The 18,756-nt window shown below is 62.0% G+C and carries 20 protein-coding genes; all 20 read left to right on the top strand.

Annotated features, from left to right (window positions below; translation table 11 throughout):
• Positions 1 to 11 precede the first annotated feature (11 nt).
• The 20 genes from fliL (at position 12) to AYB31_RS19860 (ending at position 18,755) form a co-directional block, all read left to right on the top strand.
• Positions 12 to 551 carry a flagellar basal body-associated protein FliL gene (fliL, locus tag AYB31_RS19955; RefSeq protein ID WP_068830767.1) on the top strand — a complete coding sequence of 180 codons (540 nt, stop codon included), beginning with the start codon at positions 12 to 14 and terminating at the stop codon, positions 549 to 551.
• Between the two features lie 12 nt (positions 552 to 563).
• A complete protein-coding gene (fliM, locus tag AYB31_RS19950; protein WP_068830766.1) occupies positions 564 to 1,535 on the top strand; it encodes a flagellar motor switch protein FliM in 972 nt (323 codons plus the stop codon).
• Between the two features lie 80 nt (positions 1,536 to 1,615).
• Complete coding sequence (fliN, locus tag AYB31_RS19945) at positions 1,616 to 2,092, top strand: flagellar motor switch protein FliN (RefSeq protein WP_068830765.1); 477 nt, start codon at positions 1,616 to 1,618, stop codon at positions 2,090 to 2,092.
• Between the two features lie 6 nt (positions 2,093 to 2,098).
• Complete coding sequence (gene fliO / locus AYB31_RS19940) at positions 2,099 to 2,530, top strand: flagellar biosynthetic protein FliO (protein ID WP_177332317.1); 432 nt, start codon at positions 2,099 to 2,101, stop codon at positions 2,528 to 2,530.
• Positions 2,527 to 3,282, top strand: a complete 756-nt coding sequence (fliP, locus tag AYB31_RS19935; protein ID WP_068830763.1) for a flagellar type III secretion system pore protein FliP — start codon at positions 2,527 to 2,529, stop codon at positions 3,280 to 3,282. Before fliO ends, fliP begins: the two co-directional genes overlap by 4 nt.
• Positions 3,283 to 3,292: 10 nt before the next feature.
• Complete coding sequence (fliQ, locus tag AYB31_RS19930; RefSeq protein ID WP_068830762.1) at positions 3,293 to 3,562, top strand: flagellar biosynthesis protein FliQ; 270 nt, start codon at positions 3,293 to 3,295, stop codon at positions 3,560 to 3,562.
• Positions 3,562 to 4,338: a flagellar biosynthetic protein FliR gene (gene fliR, locus AYB31_RS19925; RefSeq protein ID WP_068830761.1), complete on the top strand. Its 777-nt coding sequence runs from the start codon at positions 3,562 to 3,564 to the stop codon at positions 4,336 to 4,338. The genes fliQ and fliR overlap by 1 nt, the downstream gene beginning before the upstream one ends.
• 12 nt (positions 4,339 to 4,350) lie before the next feature.
• Positions 4,351 to 5,487 carry a flagellar biosynthesis protein FlhB gene (gene flhB, locus AYB31_RS19920; RefSeq protein ID WP_068830760.1) on the top strand — a complete coding sequence of 379 codons (1,137 nt, stop codon included), beginning with the start codon at positions 4,351 to 4,353 and terminating at the stop codon, positions 5,485 to 5,487.
• A gap of 106 nt (positions 5,488 to 5,593) precedes the next feature.
• Positions 5,594 to 7,723, top strand: a complete 2,130-nt coding sequence (gene flhA, locus AYB31_RS19915; protein ID WP_442961845.1) for a flagellar biosynthesis protein FlhA — start codon at positions 5,594 to 5,596, stop codon at positions 7,721 to 7,723.
• A gap of 12 nt (positions 7,724 to 7,735) precedes the next feature.
• Entirely contained in the window at positions 7,736 to 9,058 is a 1,323-nt protein-coding gene (flhF, locus tag AYB31_RS19910) for a flagellar biosynthesis protein FlhF (protein ID WP_068830758.1), read from the top strand.
• A 95-nt stretch (positions 9,059 to 9,153) separates the two neighbouring features.
• The gene (gene fleN, locus AYB31_RS19905) at positions 9,154 to 9,987 is read left to right on the top strand and encodes a flagellar synthesis regulator FleN (protein ID WP_068830757.1); all 834 of its coding nucleotides are present in this window, start codon (positions 9,154 to 9,156) and stop codon (positions 9,985 to 9,987) included.
• Positions 9,984 to 10,727, top strand: a complete 744-nt coding sequence (gene fliA, locus AYB31_RS19900) for an RNA polymerase sigma factor FliA (protein ID WP_068830756.1) — start codon at positions 9,984 to 9,986, stop codon at positions 10,725 to 10,727. Before fleN ends, fliA begins: the two co-directional genes overlap by 4 nt.
• A gap of 80 nt (positions 10,728 to 10,807) precedes the next feature.
• Complete coding sequence (locus AYB31_RS19895) at positions 10,808 to 11,182, top strand: chemotaxis response regulator CheY (RefSeq protein WP_090254048.1); 375 nt, start codon at positions 10,808 to 10,810, stop codon at positions 11,180 to 11,182.
• A 19-nt stretch (positions 11,183 to 11,201) separates the two neighbouring features.
• Positions 11,202 to 11,990 (top strand): protein phosphatase CheZ, encoded by a 789-nt coding sequence (locus tag AYB31_RS19890; protein WP_068830754.1) that lies wholly within the window; start codon positions 11,202 to 11,204, stop codon positions 11,988 to 11,990.
• Between the two features lie 29 nt (positions 11,991 to 12,019).
• A complete protein-coding gene (locus AYB31_RS19885) occupies positions 12,020 to 14,236 on the top strand; it encodes a chemotaxis protein CheA (RefSeq protein WP_068830753.1) in 2,217 nt (738 codons plus the stop codon).
• Between the two features lie 38 nt (positions 14,237 to 14,274).
• Positions 14,275 to 15,375, top strand: coding sequence for a protein-glutamate methylesterase/protein-glutamine glutaminase (locus AYB31_RS19880; protein ID WP_068830752.1), 1,101 nt, complete (start codon positions 14,275 to 14,277; stop codon positions 15,373 to 15,375).
• The gene (locus tag AYB31_RS19875; RefSeq protein WP_068830751.1) at positions 15,375 to 16,115 is read left to right on the top strand and encodes a flagellar motor protein; all 741 of its coding nucleotides are present in this window, start codon (positions 15,375 to 15,377) and stop codon (positions 16,113 to 16,115) included. Before AYB31_RS19880 ends, AYB31_RS19875 begins: the two co-directional genes overlap by 1 nt.
• A gap of 4 nt (positions 16,116 to 16,119) precedes the next feature.
• The gene (gene motD / locus AYB31_RS19870; protein WP_068830750.1) at positions 16,120 to 17,001 is read left to right on the top strand and encodes a flagellar motor protein MotD; all 882 of its coding nucleotides are present in this window, start codon (positions 16,120 to 16,122) and stop codon (positions 16,999 to 17,001) included.
• 52 nt (positions 17,002 to 17,053) lie between these two features.
• On the top strand, positions 17,054 to 17,842 hold the full coding sequence (locus AYB31_RS19865; protein WP_068830749.1) for a ParA family protein: 789 nt from the start codon (positions 17,054 to 17,056) through the stop codon (positions 17,840 to 17,842).
• An 85-nt stretch (positions 17,843 to 17,927) separates the two neighbouring features.
• Complete coding sequence (locus AYB31_RS19860; protein WP_068830748.1) at positions 17,928 to 18,755, top strand: CheW domain-containing protein; 828 nt, start codon at positions 17,928 to 17,930, stop codon at positions 18,753 to 18,755.
• Position 18,756: the final 1 nt, after the last annotated feature.

The following is an 18,756-nucleotide window of genomic DNA, read 5'->3' as shown; positions in this document are numbered from 1 at the left end:
GGATTTCTGGCATGGCAAAGAAACAAGCTCCTAACCCCGCCGCAGCCGATGGCTCAGGCGAGAAGCCGGGCAAGGGCAAGCTCAAGATAATCATCCTGATCGTCGTCGGGCTATTGCTGGCAGTGGGGCTGTCGGTGGGGGCCACGCTGTTCTTCCTCGGCAAGGACAAGGGTGGCGAAGAAACTCCGGCCGCCGAAGAGCATGCCGAGGAGGGCGCCGCACCGGTCAAACAGCCGGCCATCTACGAGAGCATCGCGCCGGCCTTTATCGTCAACTTCAAACAACAGGGGCGGCAGCGCTACATGCAGGTCAGTGTGGCCCTGATGGCCCGCAACCAGGCCGAACTCGATGCGCTCAAGGTGCACATGCCGCTGCTGCGCAATCGCCTGGTGATGCTGTTTTCCGGGCAGGATTTCGACACCCTGATGACCCCGGTCGGCAAGGAACTGTTGCGTCAGCAGGCGACCACTGCCGTGCAGGAGCTGGCGCAGAAAGAAACCGGAAAAACCGTGGTCGAACAGGTACTGTTCACCAATATCGTGCTGCAGTAGGCGGGAGACACCATGGCCGTACAGGACCTGCTGTCACAGGATGAGATCGACGCGCTGCTGCATGGCGTCGACGATGGCCTGGTCGAGACCGAGGACGATGCCGAACCCGGTAGCGTCAAGAGTTATGACCTGACCAGCCAGGATCGCATCGTCCGTGGACGCATGCCGACCCTGGAAATGATCAACGAGCGTTTCGCTCGCTATACCCGTATCAGCATGTTCAACCTGCTGCGACGCTCCGCCGATGTGGCAGTGGGCGGCGTGCAGGTGATGAAGTTTGGCGAGTACGTGCATTCGCTGTACGTGCCGACCAGTCTCAACCTGGTGAAGATGAAGCCGCTGCGCGGCACGGCCTTGTTCATCCTCGACGCCAAGCTGGTGTTCAAGCTGGTGGACAATTTCTTCGGCGGCGACGGCCGCCACGCCAAAATCGAAGGGCGTGAATTCACGCCAACCGAGTTGCGCGTGGTGCGCATGGTCATCGACCAGGCCTTCGTCGATCTCAAGGAAGCCTGGCACGCGGTGATGGATGTCAATTTCGAGTACATCAACTCGGAAGTGAATCCGGCCCTGGCGAACATCGTCAGCCCCAGCGAAGTGGTGGTGGTGTCCACGTTCCATATCGAACTGGACGGCGGTGGCGGCGACCTGCACGTGACCATGCCCTATTCGATGATCGAGCCGATTCGCGAGATGCTCGATGCCGGTTTCCAGTCCGACGTGGACGATCAGGACGAGCGCTGGATCAAGGCCCTGCGCGAAGACATTCTCGACGTCAACGTGCCTCTGGGTGCCACGCTGGCGCGGCGCGAGCTCAAGCTGCGCGACATTCTGCACATGCAGCCCGGCGATGTGATCCCGGTCGAGTTGCCGGAACAAATGATCATGCGCGCCAATGGCGTACCGGCCTTCAAGGTCAAGCTGGGAGCGCACAAGGGCAACCTGGCCCTGCAAGTTCTCGAACCCGTTGAGCGCATGCGCTAAGGCGCCGTGCCCGGGTATTAATACGCTGGTCGGGTCGCAATCCGGCCAGCACCAGATAGACAGCCAGTCGAGGTAGAACGATGGCAGACGAAAACGAAGGCAGCAGCCCAGAAGAGCAGGCATTGGCCGACGAGTGGGCCGCAGCCCTGGCCGAGGCCGGCGACGATGCAGCCGGGCAGGACGACATCGATGCGTTGATGAACCAGGGGGCGCCTGCCGCCCCGTCCGCGCCGCGTATGGAAATGGAAGAATTCGGTGCCGCCCCCAAGCCGGGGAATGGTCCGGTGAGCCTGGATGGTCCGAATCTGGACGTGATTCTCGATATTCCGGTGTCCATCTCCATGGAAGTGGGCAGTACCGAGATTTCCATCCGCAACCTGCTGCAGCTCAATCAAGGTTCGGTGGTCGAGCTGGATCGCCTGGCTGGCGAGCCGCTGGACGTCCTGGTCAACGGCACGCTGATCGCCCATGGCGAAGTGGTGGTGGTCAACGAGAAGTTCGGTATTCGCCTGACGGACGTGATCAGCCCCAGCGAACGCATCAAGAAGCTGCGCTGAGCCATGATGCGATTCTGCAGTGTCCTGCTCCTGGCGCCGCTGACGGCGCTGGCTGCCGAGCCCGCGGCGACGACGCCGATGGCTGGCAGCGATATCGGTGGCCAGCTGGTGCAATTATTGTTCGGCTTGCTGCTGGTGGTCGGCCTGATCTTCGCTCTGGCCTGGCTGCTGCGCCGGATGCAGCAGATCGGCCCGCGTGGCAATCAGGCGATCAAGCTGGTGGCCAGCCAGGCACTGGGCCCGCGTGATCGCCTGCTGCTGGTTCAGGTTGGTGGCGAGCAGATCCTCCTCGGCATCAGCGCCGGCCGGATCACGCCGCTGCATGTGCTCAAGGAGCCTGTATTGCCGCATGAGGGCGAGCCGACCACGCCGGAGTTCGCCCAGCGCCTGATGGAGCTGCTCGGCAAGGACCAGAAGGACCATAAGGACAACACATGAGCGCCTGGCGCATCCTGCTGACCCTGTTGCTGGTCATCGCCGCACCCCTGGCATTCGGCGCCGACAATCCCTTGTCGATCCCTGCCATCACCCTGAGCACCGATGCCGCCGGGCAGCAGGAGTACTCGGTCAGCCTGCAGATCCTGCTGATCATGACGGCGCTGAGTTTCATTCCGGCGTTCGTCATGCTGATGACCAGTTTCACCCGGATCATCATCGTGTTTTCCATCCTGCGTCAGGCGCTGGGCCTGCAGCAGACACCGTCGAACCAGATTCTGATCGGGATGGCGCTGTTCCTGACCATGTTCATCATGGCGCCGGTGTTCGATCAGATTAACCGAGAAGCCCTGCAGCCCTATCTCAACGAGCAGTTGCCGGCGCAGGAAGCGATTGCCAAGGCCGAGGTGCCGATCAAGTCCTTCATGCTGGCGCAGACTCGCGCCTCGGACCTGGAGCTGTTCGTGCGCCTGTCCAAGCGCACCGATATCGCCAGTCCGGAGGCGGCGCCGCTGACCATTCTGATCCCGGCCTTCGTTACCTCCGAGCTGAAGACCGCGTTCCAGATAGGTTTCATGATCTTCATCCCGTTTCTGATCATCGACATGGTGGTGGCCAGTATCCTCATGGCGATGGGCATGATGATGCTGTCGCCGCTGATCATTTCCCTGCCGTTCAAGATCATGTTGTTCGTACTGGTGGACGGCTGGGCGTTGATCATGGGCACCCTGGCCGGCAGTTTCGGCACGATATAGAGGCGCCAAGATGACTCCGGAAGTTGCCGTCGACCTGTTCCGCGAAGCGCTCTGGCTGACTGCCATGATCGTCGGCCTTACCGTGCTACCGAGCCTGCTGGTCGGTTTGCTGGTAGCCATGTTCCAGGCGGCCACGCAGATCAACGAACAGACCCTGAGTTTCATTCCACGCCTGTTGGTGATGCTGCTCACCCTGATCTGGGCCGGGCCTTGGCTGGTGCGCGAGCTGATGGAGTACACCCAGACGCTGGTGCAGAACATTCCGTTGTTGATCGGCTGATGCTGGAACTTACCAACGCACAGATTGGCGGCTGGGTGGGCCAGTTCCTCCTGCCGTTGTTCCGCATCGCCTCCATGTTGATGGTGATGCCGGTGATCGGTACCCAGCTGGTGCCGGCGCGGGTGCGGCTGTACCTGGCCTTGGCCATCTGTCTGGTACTGGCACCGAATCTGCCGCCGATGCCACAGGTAGACTCGATCAGCCTGCAGTCGATGCTGCTGATCGCCGAGCAGGTGCTGATTGGCGTGATGTTCGGTTTCTTGCTGCAGCTGTATTTCCATCTTTTTACCGTGGCCGGGCAGATCATCGCCGTGCAGATGGGTCTGGGCTTCGCCTCCATGGTCGACCCCAGCAATGGTGTGTCGGTGCCGGTGCTGGCGCAGTTCCTATTGATGCTGGTGACCCTGCTGTTTTTGGCCATGAATGGTCACTTGGTGGTGTTCGAGGTGTTGGCCGAGAGTTTCGTGACCTTGCCGGTAGGCGGCGGTTTGCTGGTGGACCACTACTGGGAGCTGGCCGGCAAGCTGAGCTGGGTGATCGCAGCTGGCCTGCTGCTGGCGCTGCCGGTGATCACCGCGCTGCTGATCATCAACCTGGCGTTCGGTGTGATGACCCGTGCCGCGCCGCAGCTGAACATCTTTTCCATCGGTTTTCCGCTGACCCTGGTGCTGGGCCTGGTGATTTTCTGGGTCGGTCTCTCTGACTTTCTCGCGCATTTCCAGACGCTGACCAGCGAGGCCCTGGCCCAGCTGCGTGAGCTGGCGCGCACGCGCTAAGGGGGCTGCACTATGGCTGAGAGCGAAAGCGGCGCCGACAAAAGCGAGGAACCCACTAGTAAGCGCCTGGAAGAGGCGCGCAAGAAAGGGCAGATCGCTCGCTCCAAGGAGCTCAATACCCTGGCGGTAACGTTTGCTGGAGCGGCGGCGTTGCTGATCTTCGGTGCCCAGTTGGGCAATGCGATGCTGGGCCTGATGCACGGCAACTTCTCTCTGCCACGCGAGGTGCTGCAGGACGAGGGGGCCATGGCGCGCCAACTGCTGAGCAGTGGAATGCATGCGCTGATTGCCTTGCAGCCGTTCCTCATTGTGCTGCTCGTTGCCTCCATTATCGGCCCCATCGCGCTCGGTGGCTGGCTGTTCTCCGGGGAGGCGTTGCTACCCAAGTTCAGCCGCATGAACCCGCTGGAAGGGCTCAAGCGCATGTTCTCGGCCAAGGCCCTGGTCGAGCTGCTCAAGGCGCTCGCCAAGTTCGTGCTGATTCTGCTGGTGGCCCTGGCCGTGCTGTCTGCCGACCAGGATGACCTGCTGGCCATCGCCAGCGAACCGGTCGAGTCGGCCATCATGCACAGCATGATGGTGGTCGGGCGCAGCCTGTTGTGGCTGGCCTGCGGCTTGATCCTGATCGCCGCGGTGGATGTGCCGTTCCAGCTCTGGGACACCAAGCAGAAGCTGATGATGACCAAGCAGGAAGTGCGCGACGAGTACAAGGACAGCGAGGGCAAGCCCGAGGTCAAATCGAAGATTCGTCAGTTGCAACGGCAGATGGCCGAACGGCGCATGATGCAGCAGGTGCCTGAGGCTGACGTGGTGATCACCAACCCGACACACTTCGCCGTGGCCCTGAAGTACGACCCGAGCAAAGGTAATGCGCCCATGCTGCTGGCCAAGGGCGGCGATTTCCTGGCGCTGAAGATTCGTGAGATCGCCCAGGAGCATCAGGTGACGTTGCTGGAGTCGCCAGGGCTGGCGCGGGCGGTGTACTACTCCACCGAGGTGGATCAGGAAATTCCCGCCGGCCTCTACCTGGCCGTGGCTCAGGTACTGGCCTACGTCTATCAGCTCAAGCAGTATCGCGCCGGCAAGGGCAAGCGACCTGGGCCGTTGCCGGACCTGCCTATCCCGCCAGATCTACGTCGCGACGAGTAACAGGCGGAGCCCCGCGCTTACAGTTCCCATAGTTGGAATGCTTCTTGCCGTTACCCCTGCACGGCGCCTTTTTGCGTCAAAAGTTTGAATGGGGCGGGGAATTCAAGTGGCAGTAAATCGTGCACAAGTCATCGGCGATGTCCGCAGTAACCTGGCGGGTTTGCGCCACGGCAATCTGGGGATTCCGCTGTTGCTGCTGGTCATGCTCGCCATGGTCATGCTGCCGATCCCGCCGTTCCTGCTCGACGTGCTGTTCACCTTCAGCATTGCCTTGTCCATCGTGGTTCTGCTGGTCGCCATCTACGCCCTGAGGCCTCTGGATTTTGCCGTCTTCCCAACCGTTCTGCTGGCCGCCACGTTGTTGCGTCTGGCGCTGAACGTCGCGTCCACCCGGGTGGTATTGCTCAACGGCCAGGATGGCCACGACGCTGCGGGTAAGGTGATTCAGGCCTTCGGTGAGGTCGTGATCGGCGGCAACTACGTGGTCGGTATCGTGGTGTTCGCGATTCTGATGATCATCAACTTCGTGGTGGTCACCAAGGGCGCCGGGCGTATTTCCGAAGTGTCCGCGCGCTTCACCCTGGATGCCATGCCCGGCAAGCAGATGGCTATCGACGCGGATCTCAATGCCGGTCTGATCGATCAGGCCGAAGCCAAGAAGCGCCGCACCGAGGTAGCCCAGGAGGCGGACTTCTACGGCTCGATGGACGGTGCCTCGAAGTTCGTACGTGGCGACGCCATAGCCGGTTTGCTGATCCTGTTCATTAACCTGATCGGGGGTATCGCCATTGGCGTTGCCCAGCACGACCTGGCCTTTACCGAAGCGGGGCGCATCTACACCTTGCTGACCATCGGTGACGGCCTGGTGGCGCAGATTCCCTCGCTGCTGCTCTCGACCGCCGCCGCCATCATGGTGACCCGTGTTTCCACCTCGGAGGACATGGGGGCTCAGGTGGGTCGGCAGATGTTTGCCTCGCCTCGTGCGCTGGCCGTGGCCGCGGCCATCATGATCGCCATGGGGCTGGTGCCGGGCATGCCGCACTTTTCCTTCATCGGCCTCGGCCTGGTGGCTGCGGGCGCGGCCTACTGGATCGCCAACAAGCAACGCAAGACCAAGGAGGCCGAGGTCAAGGAAGTGCAGCGTCAGCAGGAGCTGCTGCCGGCGCAGAAGGCCCAGGAGGTCAAGGAGCTGGGCTGGGACGACGTCACACCGGTGGACATGGTTGGCCTGGAAGTGGGCTATCGCCTGATCCCGCTGGTGGACCGCAATCAGGGCGGTCAGCTGCTGGCGAGAATCAAGGGGGTACGCAAGAAGCTTTCCCAGGAGATGGGCTTCCTCATGCCCTCGGTGCATATCCGTGACAACCTCGACCTGTTGCCGAACGCCTATCGCCTGACCCTGATGGGGGTCAGCGTGGCCGAAGCCGAGGTGTATCCGGAGCGCGAGCTGGCCATTAACCCTGGCCAGGTCTTCGGCACGCTCAACGGTATCGCCGCCAAAGACCCGGCATTCGGTCTGGAGGCGGTGTGGATCGACCCTAGCCAGCGTGATCAGGCGCAGTCGCTCGGTTACACGGTGGTCGACGCCAGCACCGTGGTCGCCACTCACCTGAACCAGGTACTGCACAAACATGCCCACGAGCTGCTCGGGCATGAGGAGGTCCAGCAGTTGTTGCAGTTGCTGGCCAAGAGCTCACCGAAACTTGCCGAAGAGCTGGTGCCGGGGATGATCTCGCTGTCCATGCTGCTCAAGGTGCTGCAGACCCTGCTGCAGGAGCAGGTGCCGGTGCGCGATATCCGTAGCATTGCCGAAGCCATCTCCAACGTTGCCGGAAAGAGTCAAGATCCCGCCGCGATGGTGGCGGCAGTGCGCGTCGCGCTGTCTCGCGCAATCGTGCAAAGCATTGTGGGACTAGAGGCGGAGCTGCCTGTGATCACTCTGGAGCCCAGGTTGGAACAGTTATTGCTCAATAGCCTGCAGAAGGCCGGTCAGGGCTCCGAGGACGGCATCCTCCTCGAACCTGGCATGGCCGAGAAGCTGCAGCGCTCCCTGGTGGAAGCGGCGCAGCGCCAGGAGATGCTCGGCAAGCCAGTGATCCTGCTGGTGGCTGGTCCGGTTAGAGCGATGCTGTCGCGCTTTGCGCGGCTCGCCGTACCGAACATGCATGTACTGGCCTACCAGGAAATACCGGATAACAAGCAGGTCACGATCGTCGCTACGGTCGGCCAGAACTGAGGGCGCTAAGCCATGCAAGTCAAACGCTTCTTCGCAGCCGATATGCGTACCGCCATGAAACTGGTGCGTGATGAACTGGGCGCCGATGCCTCGATCATCGGCAACCGCCGTGTCGCCGGCGGCGTGGAGCTGACCGCTGCGCTGGATTACCAGCCGGTTGCGCCGGCACGCCAAGCGAATCCGGAGTTGGAAGCGGAGCTGCGCAAGACCCAGGCGAAGATTGCCCATGCCCAGGCCGAGCTGACCACGCGAGCCATTGCCGATGAGCGCAAGGATCGCCAGCTGTTTGCCAACGAATCGCTGATTGCCCCCGAGTTACCCGCTACGGCGGTCAAGGCCCAGCGCCCGGTTGCTGCTCAGCAGCCAGCCACGCCCAGCAGTGCTGCCGTCGACCAGCGTGCATTGGATGCGATGCGCTTCGAGCTGCATGGCCTGCGCGAGTTGATCGAAGTCCAGCTGGGCTCCATTGCCTGGGGGCAGATGCAGAACCGCAAGCCGCAGCAGGCTAACCTGTGGCGCCGCCTGCAGCGCATGGGGTTGCCCGCCGACCTGTCCAAGGCCTTGCTGGATCGCGTTGCCAACGTCGCCGAACCACGGCAGGCCTGGCGCATGTTGCTGGCTCACCTGGCGCACGCGGTGAAGACTCCGAAGGTCGAGCCGCTGGAGGAGGGTGGTGTCATCGCTCTGGTCGGCCCGGCTGGCATGGGCAAAACCACTACGCTGGCCAAGCTGGCTGCGCGCTATGTGCTGAAGTACGGCCCGCAGAGCATCGCTCTGGTCAGCATGGACAGCTTCCGCATCGGCGCCCAGGAGCAGATCAAGACGCTGGGTCGCATCCTCAATGTTTCGGTGACCCAGGTCGACCCGGGTCAGTCGCTGGCCCAGGCCTTGGCTCCGCTGGCGCGCAAGAAGGTCGTACTGATCGACACCGCCGGTTTGCCGGGTAATGATCCGGCCCTGCGCCTACAGCTGGACAGCCTGGCTGGCCGCGGCATCAAGTCGAAGAATTATCTGGTGTTGGCCGCTACCAGCCAGGCGCAGGTCCTCAAGGCGGCCTATCACAGCTACAAGCGCTGCGGCTTGGCCGGCTGCATTCTGAGCAAAGTCGACGAAGCAGCCAGCCTTGGCGAAGTATTGGGGCTGGCTATCAGCCAGCATCTACCGGTAGCCTATCTGGCTGATGGGCCGAAGATTCCGGATGATCTGCAGGTGCCGCGCAGTCATCAGCTGGTGAGCCGTGCTGTGAGCCTGCAGGTTGCGGAAGATCCGAGCGAGGAAGCCATGGCGGACATGTTCGCCGGCCTCTACCACCACCCGGCGCGTCGGGTGGGATAGAACAGGCGATAGCGAGCAAGGCGTTCTAGTGTTAGGAAAGGGTCGGTGTAGTTGCCCGACCAGCCCAGACCGGCAAGACAAGGTAAGAGAAGAACATGGGTAGTATGCATCCCGTACAGGTGATTGCGGTGACTGGCGGCAAGGGCGGCGTTGGCAAGACCAACGTGTCGGTGAATCTGTCCCTGGCGCTGGCCGATCTCGGGCGCCGGGTCATGTTGATGGACGCCGACCTGGGGCTGGCCAACGTCGATGTGCTGCTCGGCCTGACGCCCAAGCGCACCCTGGCCGATGTGATCAATGGTGAGTGCGATATCAAGGACGTCCTGCTGCAAGGTCCCGGCGGCATCCGCATCGTGCCCGCCGCCTCCGGCACCCAGAGCATGGTGCAGCTGTCGCCAGTACAGCATGCCGGCCTGATCCAGGCCTTCAGCGATATCAGCGACAACCTCGACGTACTGGTGATCGATACGGCAGCCGGTATCGGCGACGGCGTGGTCAGTTTCGTGCGCGCGGCCCAGGAGGTGCTGGTGGTGGTCTGTGACGAGCCGACCTCGATCACCGACGCCTATGCGCTGATCAAACTGCTCAATCGCGATTACGGTATGAACCGCTTTCGTGTGCTGGCCAACATGGCTCACAGTCCCCAGGAGGGGCGCAATCTCTTTGCTAAGCTGACCAAGGTGACTGACCGTTTCCTCGATGTGGCTTTGCAGTACGTAGGCGCTGTTCCCTACGACGAGTCCGTTCGCAAGGCCGTGCAGAAGCAGCGCGCGGTGTATGAAGCCTTCCCGCGCTCGAAATGCGCACTGGCGTTCAAGGCGATTGCCCAGAAAGTCGACACTTGGCCGCTTCCGGCCAATCCGCGCGGCCATCTGGAGTTCTTCGTCGAGCGTCTGGTGCAGCAACCGATCGCGGGTACGGCGGTATGACAGCAGCCAGTGGACTTCGCATGTATAACAAGGCGCAGGCGCAGGATTCGCAGCACCAGTTGATCGAGCGCTATGCGCCCCTGGTCAAGCGCATTGCCTATCACCTGCTGGCCCGGCTGCCGGCCAGCGTGCAGGTCGATGATCTGATTCAGGCGGGCATGATCGGCCTGCTGGAGGCGTCAAAAAAATACGACGGCGGCAAGGGCGCGAGTTTCGAGACCTATGCCGGCATCCGCATCCGTGGCGCCATGCTCGATGAGGTGCGCAAGGGTGATTGGGCCCCTCGTTCCGTACACCGCAATACCCGCATGGTCAGCGACGCCATCCGAATTATTGAGGCGCGAACAGGAAGAGACGCTAAAGATCAAGAAGTTGCGGCCGAACTCCAATTGAGTCTCGAGGATTACTACGGCATTCTTGGCGACACTCTGGGCAGCCGTCTGTTCAGCTTCGACGACCTTGTGCAGGACGGCGAGCATGGCGGGTTGCATGAGGATGCCAGCAGCCACGGTGGGCCCCTGCATGGTCTGGAGGATGAACGCTTCCAGGCGGCCTTGGCCGATGCCATCGCCAACCTGCCGGAGCGCGAGCGTCTGGTCCTGGCGCTTTATTACGATGAAGAACTGAACTTGAAGGAAATCGGCGAGGTACTGGGGGTCAGTGAATCCCGGGTCAGCCAGCTGCATAGCCAGTGCGCCGCACGTTTGCGGGCCAGGCTGAGCGAGTGGCGAGCCAGCTGAGCATTGCCGGTTTCACGATTTGCGGCGCCTGTGGATGCACGGGCGTTTAGGACTGTACGGAGGTCGACTTGGACAAGAACATGAAAATCCTCATCGTTGACGATTTTTCGACGATGCGACGGATCATCAAGAACCTCCTGCGCGATCTGGGGTTCACCAACACGGCCGAAGCTGATGACGGCGTCACTGCGTTGCCGATGCTGCAGAGTGGCAGCTTCGATTTCCTGGTGACCGACTGGAACATGCCCGGTATGACCGGTATCGACCTGTTGCGTGCGGTGCGTGCGGATGATCGCCTGAAGACTCTGCCGGTACTGATGGTGACCGCCGAAGCCAAGCGCGACCAGATCATCGAAGCGGCCCAGGCCGGTGTAAACGGTTATGTGGTCAAGCCGTTCACGGCCCAGGTGCTGAAGGAGAAGATCGAAAAGATCTTCGAACGAGTTAACGGCTGATGTTCGCCGCGAGGGCGCTATGGCAAACGATGATTCTTCACTGGGCGAACTCGAGTCGACCCTGAAAGTCCATGCCACCCAACTCGTCGAGAGCCTGGAAAAGGGACGTTTCGGCGAGGCGGTGCAGTTGATCCATGAGCTGAACAAGGCTCGTGACCATGGCCTGTACCAGGAGGTCGGCAAGCTCACCCGCGAGTTGCACAATGCAATAGTCAATTTCCAGATCGATCCGCGCATGCCGGAAGCCAAGGAAATCTCGCAAATTACCGACGCCACCGAGCGTCTGTCCTACGTCGTACAGATGACCGAGAAAGCGGCCAATCGCACCATGGACCTGGTCGAGCAGAGCGCGCCGCTGGTCAACGATCTGGGCGATGAAGCCAAGAACCTCTCCACCGATTGGGGCAAGTTCATGCGCCGGGAGATGGGCGCAGACGCTTTTCGCGACCTGGCCAAACGTATCGAGCTGTTCCTCGCCCGTAGCGAGCGCGACAGCCAGAAACTGTCCGGGCAGCTCAATGACATTCTGCTGGCGCAGGATTACCAGGACCTCACCGGTCAGGTGATCAAACGCGTCACCCAGTTGGTCACCGAGGTAGAGAGCAACCTGCTCAAACTGGTGCTGATGGCCAGTCACGTTGATCGCTTCGCCGGCATCGAGCATGACCATCAGGCCTTGCGTGCCGAGCAAGAACAACAAAAAGAGCCTTCCAAGGGTGAAGGTCCGCAGATTCATGCCGATAAGCGTGAAGACGTCGCGTCCAGTCAGGATGATGTCGACGACCTGCTGTCCAGCCTTGGATTTTAGGGCTCTAACAGAGCCTTTGGAGCGCACCGATGAGCTTCGACGCCGATGAAGAAATCCTCCAGGACTTCCTGGTAGAGGCCGGCGAAATTCTAGAGCAGCTATCCGAACAACTGGTCGAGCTGGAAAGCCGGCCGGACGACATGGATCTGCTCAATGCAATTTTCCGCGGTTTCCATACCGTCAAGGGTGGCGCCGGATTCCTCCAGCTGAACGAGCTGGTGGAGTGCTGCCACATTGCGGAGAACGTCTTCGACATCCTGCGCAAAGGTGAGCGTCGCGTTACTTCCGAATTGATGGACGTGGTGCTGCAGGCACTCGATGCGGTCAACGAAATGTTTGGCAAGGTTCGCGAGCGTGCTGAGCCGACACCGGCCTCGCCCGAACTGCTGGCCGCACTGGCGCGCCTGGCCGAGCCGGAAAGTGCCGATGAGCAAGCCAGCGAAGCCGAGCCAGAACCAGAGCAAGAACCTGTTGCCGAGCCGGCCGCTGGTGATGACATCACCGACAGCGAGTTCGAACAGCTGCTCGATGCCATAGGCGAGCAGCCGGCAGCCGAGCCTACTCCTGCAGCTGCGGCGGGTGATGAAATCACCGATGACGAGTTCGAGGCGCTGCTCGACCAGTTGCATGGCAAGGGCAAATTCGTCGAGCCAGCAGCTCCTGCGGCTCCTGCTGAGGCACCGGCACCTGCGGTATCTGCCGCTGGTGGCGGCGATGAGATCACCGACGACGAATTCGAGGCATTGCTCGACCAGTTGCACGGCAAGGGCAAGTTCGCCGAGCCGGTCGCTGCCGAGCCTGTCGCATCGCCTCCCGCAGTGTCCGCCGCTGGCGGCGACCAGATCACCGATGACGAATTCGAGTCGCTGCTCGATGAGTTGCATGGCAAGGGCAAGTTCGTCGCGCCTGCCCAGGACTCAGTAGCGGCTCCAGCGCCTGCAGCCAAACCCGCTGCTGCGCCGAGCAAGAAAGTCGAACCGGCCAAACCTGCTGCCGCCAAACCGGCAGCCAAGGCCGAGCCCGTCAAGCCGGCGGCAACGCCAGCCGCCGCAGCTGCAGCTCCCGCCGCTGCCAGCGAGGCGGAGACCACCGTACGGGTCGATACTGCGCGCCTGGACGAGATCATGAACATGGTCGGCGAGCTGGTGCTGGTGCGTAACCGTCTGGTGCGCCTGGGTCTGAACAGTGGCGACGAGGCCATGGCCAAGGCCGTGTCCAACCTCGATGTGGTCACCGCCGATCTGCAGACGTCGGTGATGAAAACCCGCATGCAGCCGATCAAGAAGGTCTTCGGCCGCTTCCCGCGTCTGGTTCGCGATCTGGCGCGAAACCTGAAGAAGGAAATCAACCTGGAGTTGATCGGCGAAGAGACCGATCTCGACAAGAACCTGGTCGAGGCTCTGGCCGACCCGCTGGTGCACTTGGTGCGCAATGCAGTCGATCATGGCATCGAAGGTCCGGACGAGCGCGAGGCGGCGGGCAAGGCCCGTGGCGGGCGCGTGGTGCTGTCGGCCGAGCAGGAGGGCGATCACATCCTGTTGTCGATCTCCGACGACGGCAAGGGCATGGATCCGGAGGTCCTGCGCAGCAAGGCGGTGGAGAAGGGGCTGCTGGACAAGGACGCGGCTGACCGCTTGAGCGAGAGTGATTGCTACAACCTGATCTTCGCTCCCGGGTTCTCAACCAAGACCGAGATTTCCGATGTGTCTGGTCGTGGTGTCGGCATGGATGTGGTGAAAACCAAGATTTCCCAGCTCAACGGCATCATCAACGTGCACTCGGTCAAGGGTCAGGGTTCGAAGATCATCATCAAGGTCCCGCTGACCCTGGCAATCATGCCAACCCTGATGGTGATGCTCGGCACGCAGGCTTTCGCCTTCCCGCTGGTCAACGTCAACGAGATTTTCCACCTCGACCTGTCGCGAACCAACGTGGTGGATGGCCAGGAAGTGGTTATCGTGCGCGACAAGGCGCTGCCGCTGTTCTACCTCAAGCGCTGGCTGGTCAATGGCGCCTCGAACGAGGAACAGCGCGAAGGTCACGTGGTGATCCTCACCGTCGGCAGCCAGCGCATCGGCTTCGTGGTCGATCAACTGGTGGGCCAGGAAGAGGTGGTGATCAAACCGCTCGGCAAGATGCTGCAGGGCACGCCCGGGATGTCCGGCGCGACCATTACCGGCGACGGCCGCATCGCCCTCATTCTCGACGTACCGAGTATGCTCAAGCGCTACGCACGTCGTCTCTGATTGAATCAGGCCGGTAAACCGGCCGCTCTGGAGTGTTTATGGCAGTCAAAGTCCTGGTGGTGGATGACTCCGGCTTCTTCCGCCGCCGGGTCTCGGAAATCCTTTCCGCCGACCCCGAAATCAAGGTGGTCGGTACCGCCACCAACGGTCGCGAGGCCATCGATCAGGCTCTGGCGCTGAAGCCAGACGTGATCACCATGGACTATGAGATGCCGATGATGGATGGCATCACCGCTGTGCGAAACATCATGCAGCGTTGTCCGACTCCGGTGCTGATGTTCTCCTCGCTAACCCACGAAGGTGCCCGCGTGACGCTCGACGCGCTGGATGCCGGTGCGGTCGACTACCTGCCGAAAAACTTCGAGGACATCTCGCGCAACCCGGAGAAGGTCAAGGCCATGCTCTGCGAGAAGGTGCATACCATTGCGCGCAGCAACCGCCGTTTCAGTACCTTCAGTCCACCTGCAGCACCAACGGCTGCCGCACCGGCGCCTCGCTCGGCTGCCCCGGCACCCGCTACGCGGCCTGCAGCAGCTCCCGCGGCGCCGGCAGCTGGTAGTGCAGCCCCAAAACGTAAGGCCTACCGGCTGGTCGCCATCGGTACTTCTACCGGTGGGCCGGTGGCGCTGCAGCGGGTTCTGACTCAGCTGCCGGCCAATTTCCCGGCGCCTATCGTGCTGATCCAGCATATGCCGGCGGCTTTCACCAAGGCATTTGCCGAGCGCCTGGACAAGCTGTGCCGGATCTCCGTCAAGGAGGCCGAGGATGGTGATCTGTTGCGTCCGGGTCTGGCCCTGTTGGCGCCTGGTGGCAAGCAGATGATGGTCGATCCGCGTGGCGCAGTGCGCATCCTGCCCGGCGACGAGCGTTTGAACTACAAACCCTGCGTCGATATCACCTTCGGTTCGGCAGCCAAATCGTTCAACGACAAGGTGTTGGCGGTGGTGCTCACCGGCATGGGCGCCGACGGTCGCGAGGGCGCACGCCTGCTCAAGCAGGGCGGTGCCCAGGTGTGGGCCCAGGATGAGGCCAGCTGCGTGATCTATGGCATGCCGATGGCGGTGGTGAAGGCCAATCTGGCCGATGCGGTGTATAGCCTGGACGATATCGGCCGCCATCTGGCCGAGGTCTGCGTCTAATGGATGTACTCAGCCTCATTGGTGTCATCCTGGCTTTCGTCGCCATCATTGGCGGCAACTACCTGGAAGGCGGCCATGCAGGTGCTTTGCTAAATGGTCCGGCGGCGTTGATCGTGATCGGCGGCACCTTGGGCGCCGCGTTTCTCCAGGCGCCGATGAATGTCTTCAAGCGTTCGTTGGTGATTCTGCGCTGGATCGTTTTTCCCCCGCATATCGACCTGGCTGGCGGTATCAATCGGGTCGTCGGCTGGAGCATGACCGCGCGCAAGGAGGGACTGCTCGGCCTGGAGCCGGTGGCCGATGCCGAGCCCGATCCCTACGCGCGCAAAGGCCTGCAGCTGCTGGTCGACGGCGCGGAGCCGGAAGCTATCCGCAGTATCCTCGAGGTCGATCTTTACACCCAGGAAGCGCGCGATATCCAGGCGGCCAAGGTGTACGAGAGCATGGGCGGCTATGCGCCGACCATCGGTATCATCGGTGCAGTAATGGGCCTAATTCATGTGATGGGCAACCTGGCCGACCCGAGCAAGCTCGGTAGCGGCATTGCCGTCGCCTTCGTCGCCACCATCTATGGCGTGGCCTTCGCCAACCTGCTGCTGTTGCCCGTGGGCAACAAGCTCAAGGCCATTGCCGCGCGCCAGTCGCGTTACCGAGAGATGCTCTTGGAAGGCATTCTCTCCATCGCGGAGGGTGAGAACCCGCGCTCCATCGAGCTGAAGCTGCAAGGCTTCATGGATTGATGCCATGGCCCGGCGGCGCAATCACGAAGAGCATGAAAATCACGAACGCTGGCTGGTGTCCTACGCGGACTTCATCACCCTGCTGTTCGCCTTCTTCGTGGTGATGTATTCGATCTCCTCGATCAACGAGGGCAAGTACAAGGTGCTGTCGGAGAGCCTGGTGGGGGTTTTCAGCGAGCCGGAGCGGGCGATCAAACCGATTCCGATTGGTGACGAGAAGCCGCGCACCACCGAGCCGGATCGCTCGATGATCGAGGACAACCCCAACAGCAGCACCAGTGCCGAACCGAGCGATCCGCTAGAGGAGATTGCCTCGAGTATGCGTGATGCCTTCGGCGATCTGATTGCTTCCGAGCAGCTCACGGTGCGTGGGAACGAGTTGTGGGTGGAGATAGAGCTGAATTCGAGCCTGCTGTTTCCCAGTGGCGATGCGATACCCAACGAGACCGCCTTTATCCTGATCGAGAAGGTCGCCAGGATTCTCGCGCCCTACGAGAATCCCGTGCACGTCGAAGGCTTCACCGACAACCTGCCGATCAACACGGCGCAGTTCCCCAGCAACTGGGAGCTGTCTGCCGCGCGCGCGGCGAGCATCGTGCGCATGCTGGCGCTGGACGGGGTCAGCGAAGGGCGCCTGGCGGCGGTCGGCTATGGTGAGTTTCAACCGGTGGCGGACAACGCGACGGCAGAGGGCAGGGCGCGCAATCGGCGTGTAGTGCTGGTGATCTCGCGCAATCTGGATGTGCGTCGTAGCATCAGTGGTGTGGGTGCCAGCAACGCCAAGCCGGATGCCGCACTGCAGCGGGCTGGCACGCAACCTGCACCGGCTGCTTCGGTAGCGGCGCCTGTGACAGGTCCCGCCAATAATCCGACGCCTTCGCCATGAGGCGCCACCCAGTTCTCGGTTGGGCAGCGGCCAGGCCGGGGGGACGAGAAAGATGAAAGTCTGGGCAGTAGCCAATCAGAAAGGTGGGGTCGGCAAGACCACCACGTCCATCGCCCTGGCAGGCCTGCTGGCCGATGCCGGCAAGCGCGTGGTGATAGTCGACCTCGATCCGCATGGGTCGATGACCAGCTATTTCGGTCATGATCCAGATACCCTGGAGCACAGCAACTTCGATCTGTTTCTGCATCAGGGCACTGTGCCGAGCGGCTTGCCGGCCAGCCTGCTGCGGCCCACCAGCCACGAAAATATTGCCCTGCTGCCATCCAGTACGGCCCTGGCCACACTGGAGCGCCAGTCGCCAGGGCAGAGCGGCCTGGGGCTGGTTATCGCCAAGAGTCTGGCGCAGCTGTGGGACAAGTTCGATCACGCCATTATCGACAGTCCGCCCCTTCTGGGCGTTCTCATGGTCAATGCCCTGGCTGCCAGCCAACAGCTGGTGATCCCGGTGCAGACCGAGTTTCTCGCGGTCAAGGGCCTGGAGCGCATGGTCAGCACGCTGAGCATGATCAATCGCTCGCGCAAGCAGGCCTTGCCCTACGTCATAGTGCCGACTCTGTTCGACCGGCGTACCCAGGCCTCCTTGAGCACCCTGCGGGTCCTGCGCAACAGCTATCCCGATCATCTCTGGCAGGCTTATGTCCCGGTGGATACGCGCTTGCGCGATGCCAGTCGGGCCGGACTCACGCCATCCCAGTTCGACGCGAACAGTCGCGGCGTGATTGCCTACCGTGCGCTGCTCAAACACCTGCTAGCGGCCCAGCCGGCCTCTCAGGTAGCCTGACAGGCCGGCTATGCTGAACAGATTGGTTCAAGTCGGCGCGTATGCTTGCCGATAGGCTTTACAGACCTCTTTCGTGGATCGCCCTATGAGTCGCACTGCCGTTCCCACCACTCGCTCTCAGCTGGCCCTGCAGTCCTATCTGGATGCCCTGCTGCAGGAGGCGGCTGCCGAGCTGGAGCTGAGCGATGGCCTCGATGAGTTCGAGGCTGCGGTACTGGAAGAGCAGATTCGCGATGCCCGCCGCGAGGAGCCGCGCCCAGTGCTGGTCAAGCCTTTGGCAGTGGCCGAGCCCGCGCCCCGGGTGTTGCCGACCATCGAGTTGCGTCTGCCGGACGTGCCGTTGGAGGTCAAGGTCGAGCCAGTTAAGGAAGTCGTCGAACCGCCACAGGTTGTGGTGCAGTCAGTTATTGAGCCAGCCGCAGCCGTAAGTCTGGAAGGGCGCCCGGACTGGGCGGAAGAGCCGTTCGAGTGCCTGCTGTTCGATGTGGCCGGTCTGACCCTGGCGGTGCCATTGGTGTGTCTGGGCACCATCTACCCGCTGGCGGATACCGAATTGACGCCGCTGTTCGGTCAGCCGGACTGGTTCCTCGGTATCCTGCCTTGCCAGGCGGGCAATCTGAAGGTTCTGGATACCGCACGCTGGGTCATGCCCGAGCGCTATCGCGAGGATTTCCGCGAAGGCCTGCAGTACGTGATCTCTGTCGAGGGTTTCGAGTGGGGGCTGGCCGTACATCAGGTGAGTCGCTCGATTCGCCTGGATCCGAGCGAGATCAAGTGGCGCAGCCAGCGCTCGCAGCGGCCCTGGCTGGCCGGCACGGTGATCGAACACATGTGTGCGTTGCTGGATGTCTCGGCCCTGGCCGGGATGATTGCCAGTGGCGCCACCCGCAACGGAGCCGCCCGTCCGCACTGAT

Source organism: Pseudomonas sp. BMS12 (genome assembly GCF_001592875.1).
GTDB lineage: Bacteria > Pseudomonadota > Gammaproteobacteria > Pseudomonadales > Pseudomonadaceae > Aquipseudomonas.
The sequence above is the reverse complement of the archived record's forward strand: the minus strand, read 5'-3'. Positions and strand labels throughout refer to the sequence as shown.

Bases quoted from the DNA above. Each gene is read 5' to 3' on its own strand.
- AYB31_RS19865 (WP_068830749.1), top strand. From the start codon at position 17,054: ATGAAAGTCTGGGCAGTAGCCAATCAGAAAGGTGGGGTCGGCAAGACC.
- fliO (WP_177332317.1), top strand. From the start codon at position 2,099: ATGCGATTCTGCAGTGTCCTGCTCCTGGCGCCGCTGACGGCGCTGGCT.
- flhB (WP_068830760.1), top strand. From the start codon at position 4,351: ATGGCTGAGAGCGAAAGCGGCGCCGACAAAAGCGAGGAACCCACTAGT.
- fliM (WP_068830766.1), top strand. From the start codon at position 564: ATGGCCGTACAGGACCTGCTGTCACAGGATGAGATCGACGCGCTGCTG.
- fliQ (WP_068830762.1), top strand. From the start codon at position 3,293: ATGACTCCGGAAGTTGCCGTCGACCTGTTCCGCGAAGCGCTCTGGCTG.
- AYB31_RS19885 (WP_068830753.1), top strand. From the start codon at position 12,020: ATGAGCTTCGACGCCGATGAAGAAATCCTCCAGGACTTCCTGGTAGAG.
- fliN (WP_068830765.1), top strand. From the start codon at position 1,616: ATGGCAGACGAAAACGAAGGCAGCAGCCCAGAAGAGCAGGCATTGGCC.
- fleN (WP_068830757.1), top strand. From the start codon at position 9,154: ATGGGTAGTATGCATCCCGTACAGGTGATTGCGGTGACTGGCGGCAAG.
- fliA (WP_068830756.1), top strand. From the start codon at position 9,984: ATGACAGCAGCCAGTGGACTTCGCATGTATAACAAGGCGCAGGCGCAG.
- fliR (WP_068830761.1), top strand. From the start codon at position 3,562: ATGCTGGAACTTACCAACGCACAGATTGGCGGCTGGGTGGGCCAGTTC.
- motD (WP_068830750.1), top strand. From the start codon at position 16,120: ATGGCCCGGCGGCGCAATCACGAAGAGCATGAAAATCACGAACGCTGG.
- AYB31_RS19895 (WP_090254048.1), top strand. From the start codon at position 10,808: ATGAAAATCCTCATCGTTGACGATTTTTCGACGATGCGACGGATCATC.
- fliL (WP_068830767.1), top strand. From the start codon at position 12: ATGGCAAAGAAACAAGCTCCTAACCCCGCCGCAGCCGATGGCTCAGGC.
- AYB31_RS19880 (WP_068830752.1), top strand. From the start codon at position 14,275: ATGGCAGTCAAAGTCCTGGTGGTGGATGACTCCGGCTTCTTCCGCCGC.
- AYB31_RS19875 (WP_068830751.1), top strand. From the start codon at position 15,375: ATGGATGTACTCAGCCTCATTGGTGTCATCCTGGCTTTCGTCGCCATC.
- AYB31_RS19890 (WP_068830754.1), top strand. From the start codon at position 11,202: ATGGCAAACGATGATTCTTCACTGGGCGAACTCGAGTCGACCCTGAAA.
- flhF (WP_068830758.1), top strand. From the start codon at position 7,736: ATGCAAGTCAAACGCTTCTTCGCAGCCGATATGCGTACCGCCATGAAA.
- fliP (WP_068830763.1), top strand. From the start codon at position 2,527: ATGAGCGCCTGGCGCATCCTGCTGACCCTGTTGCTGGTCATCGCCGCA.
- AYB31_RS19860 (WP_068830748.1), top strand. From the start codon at position 17,928: ATGAGTCGCACTGCCGTTCCCACCACTCGCTCTCAGCTGGCCCTGCAG.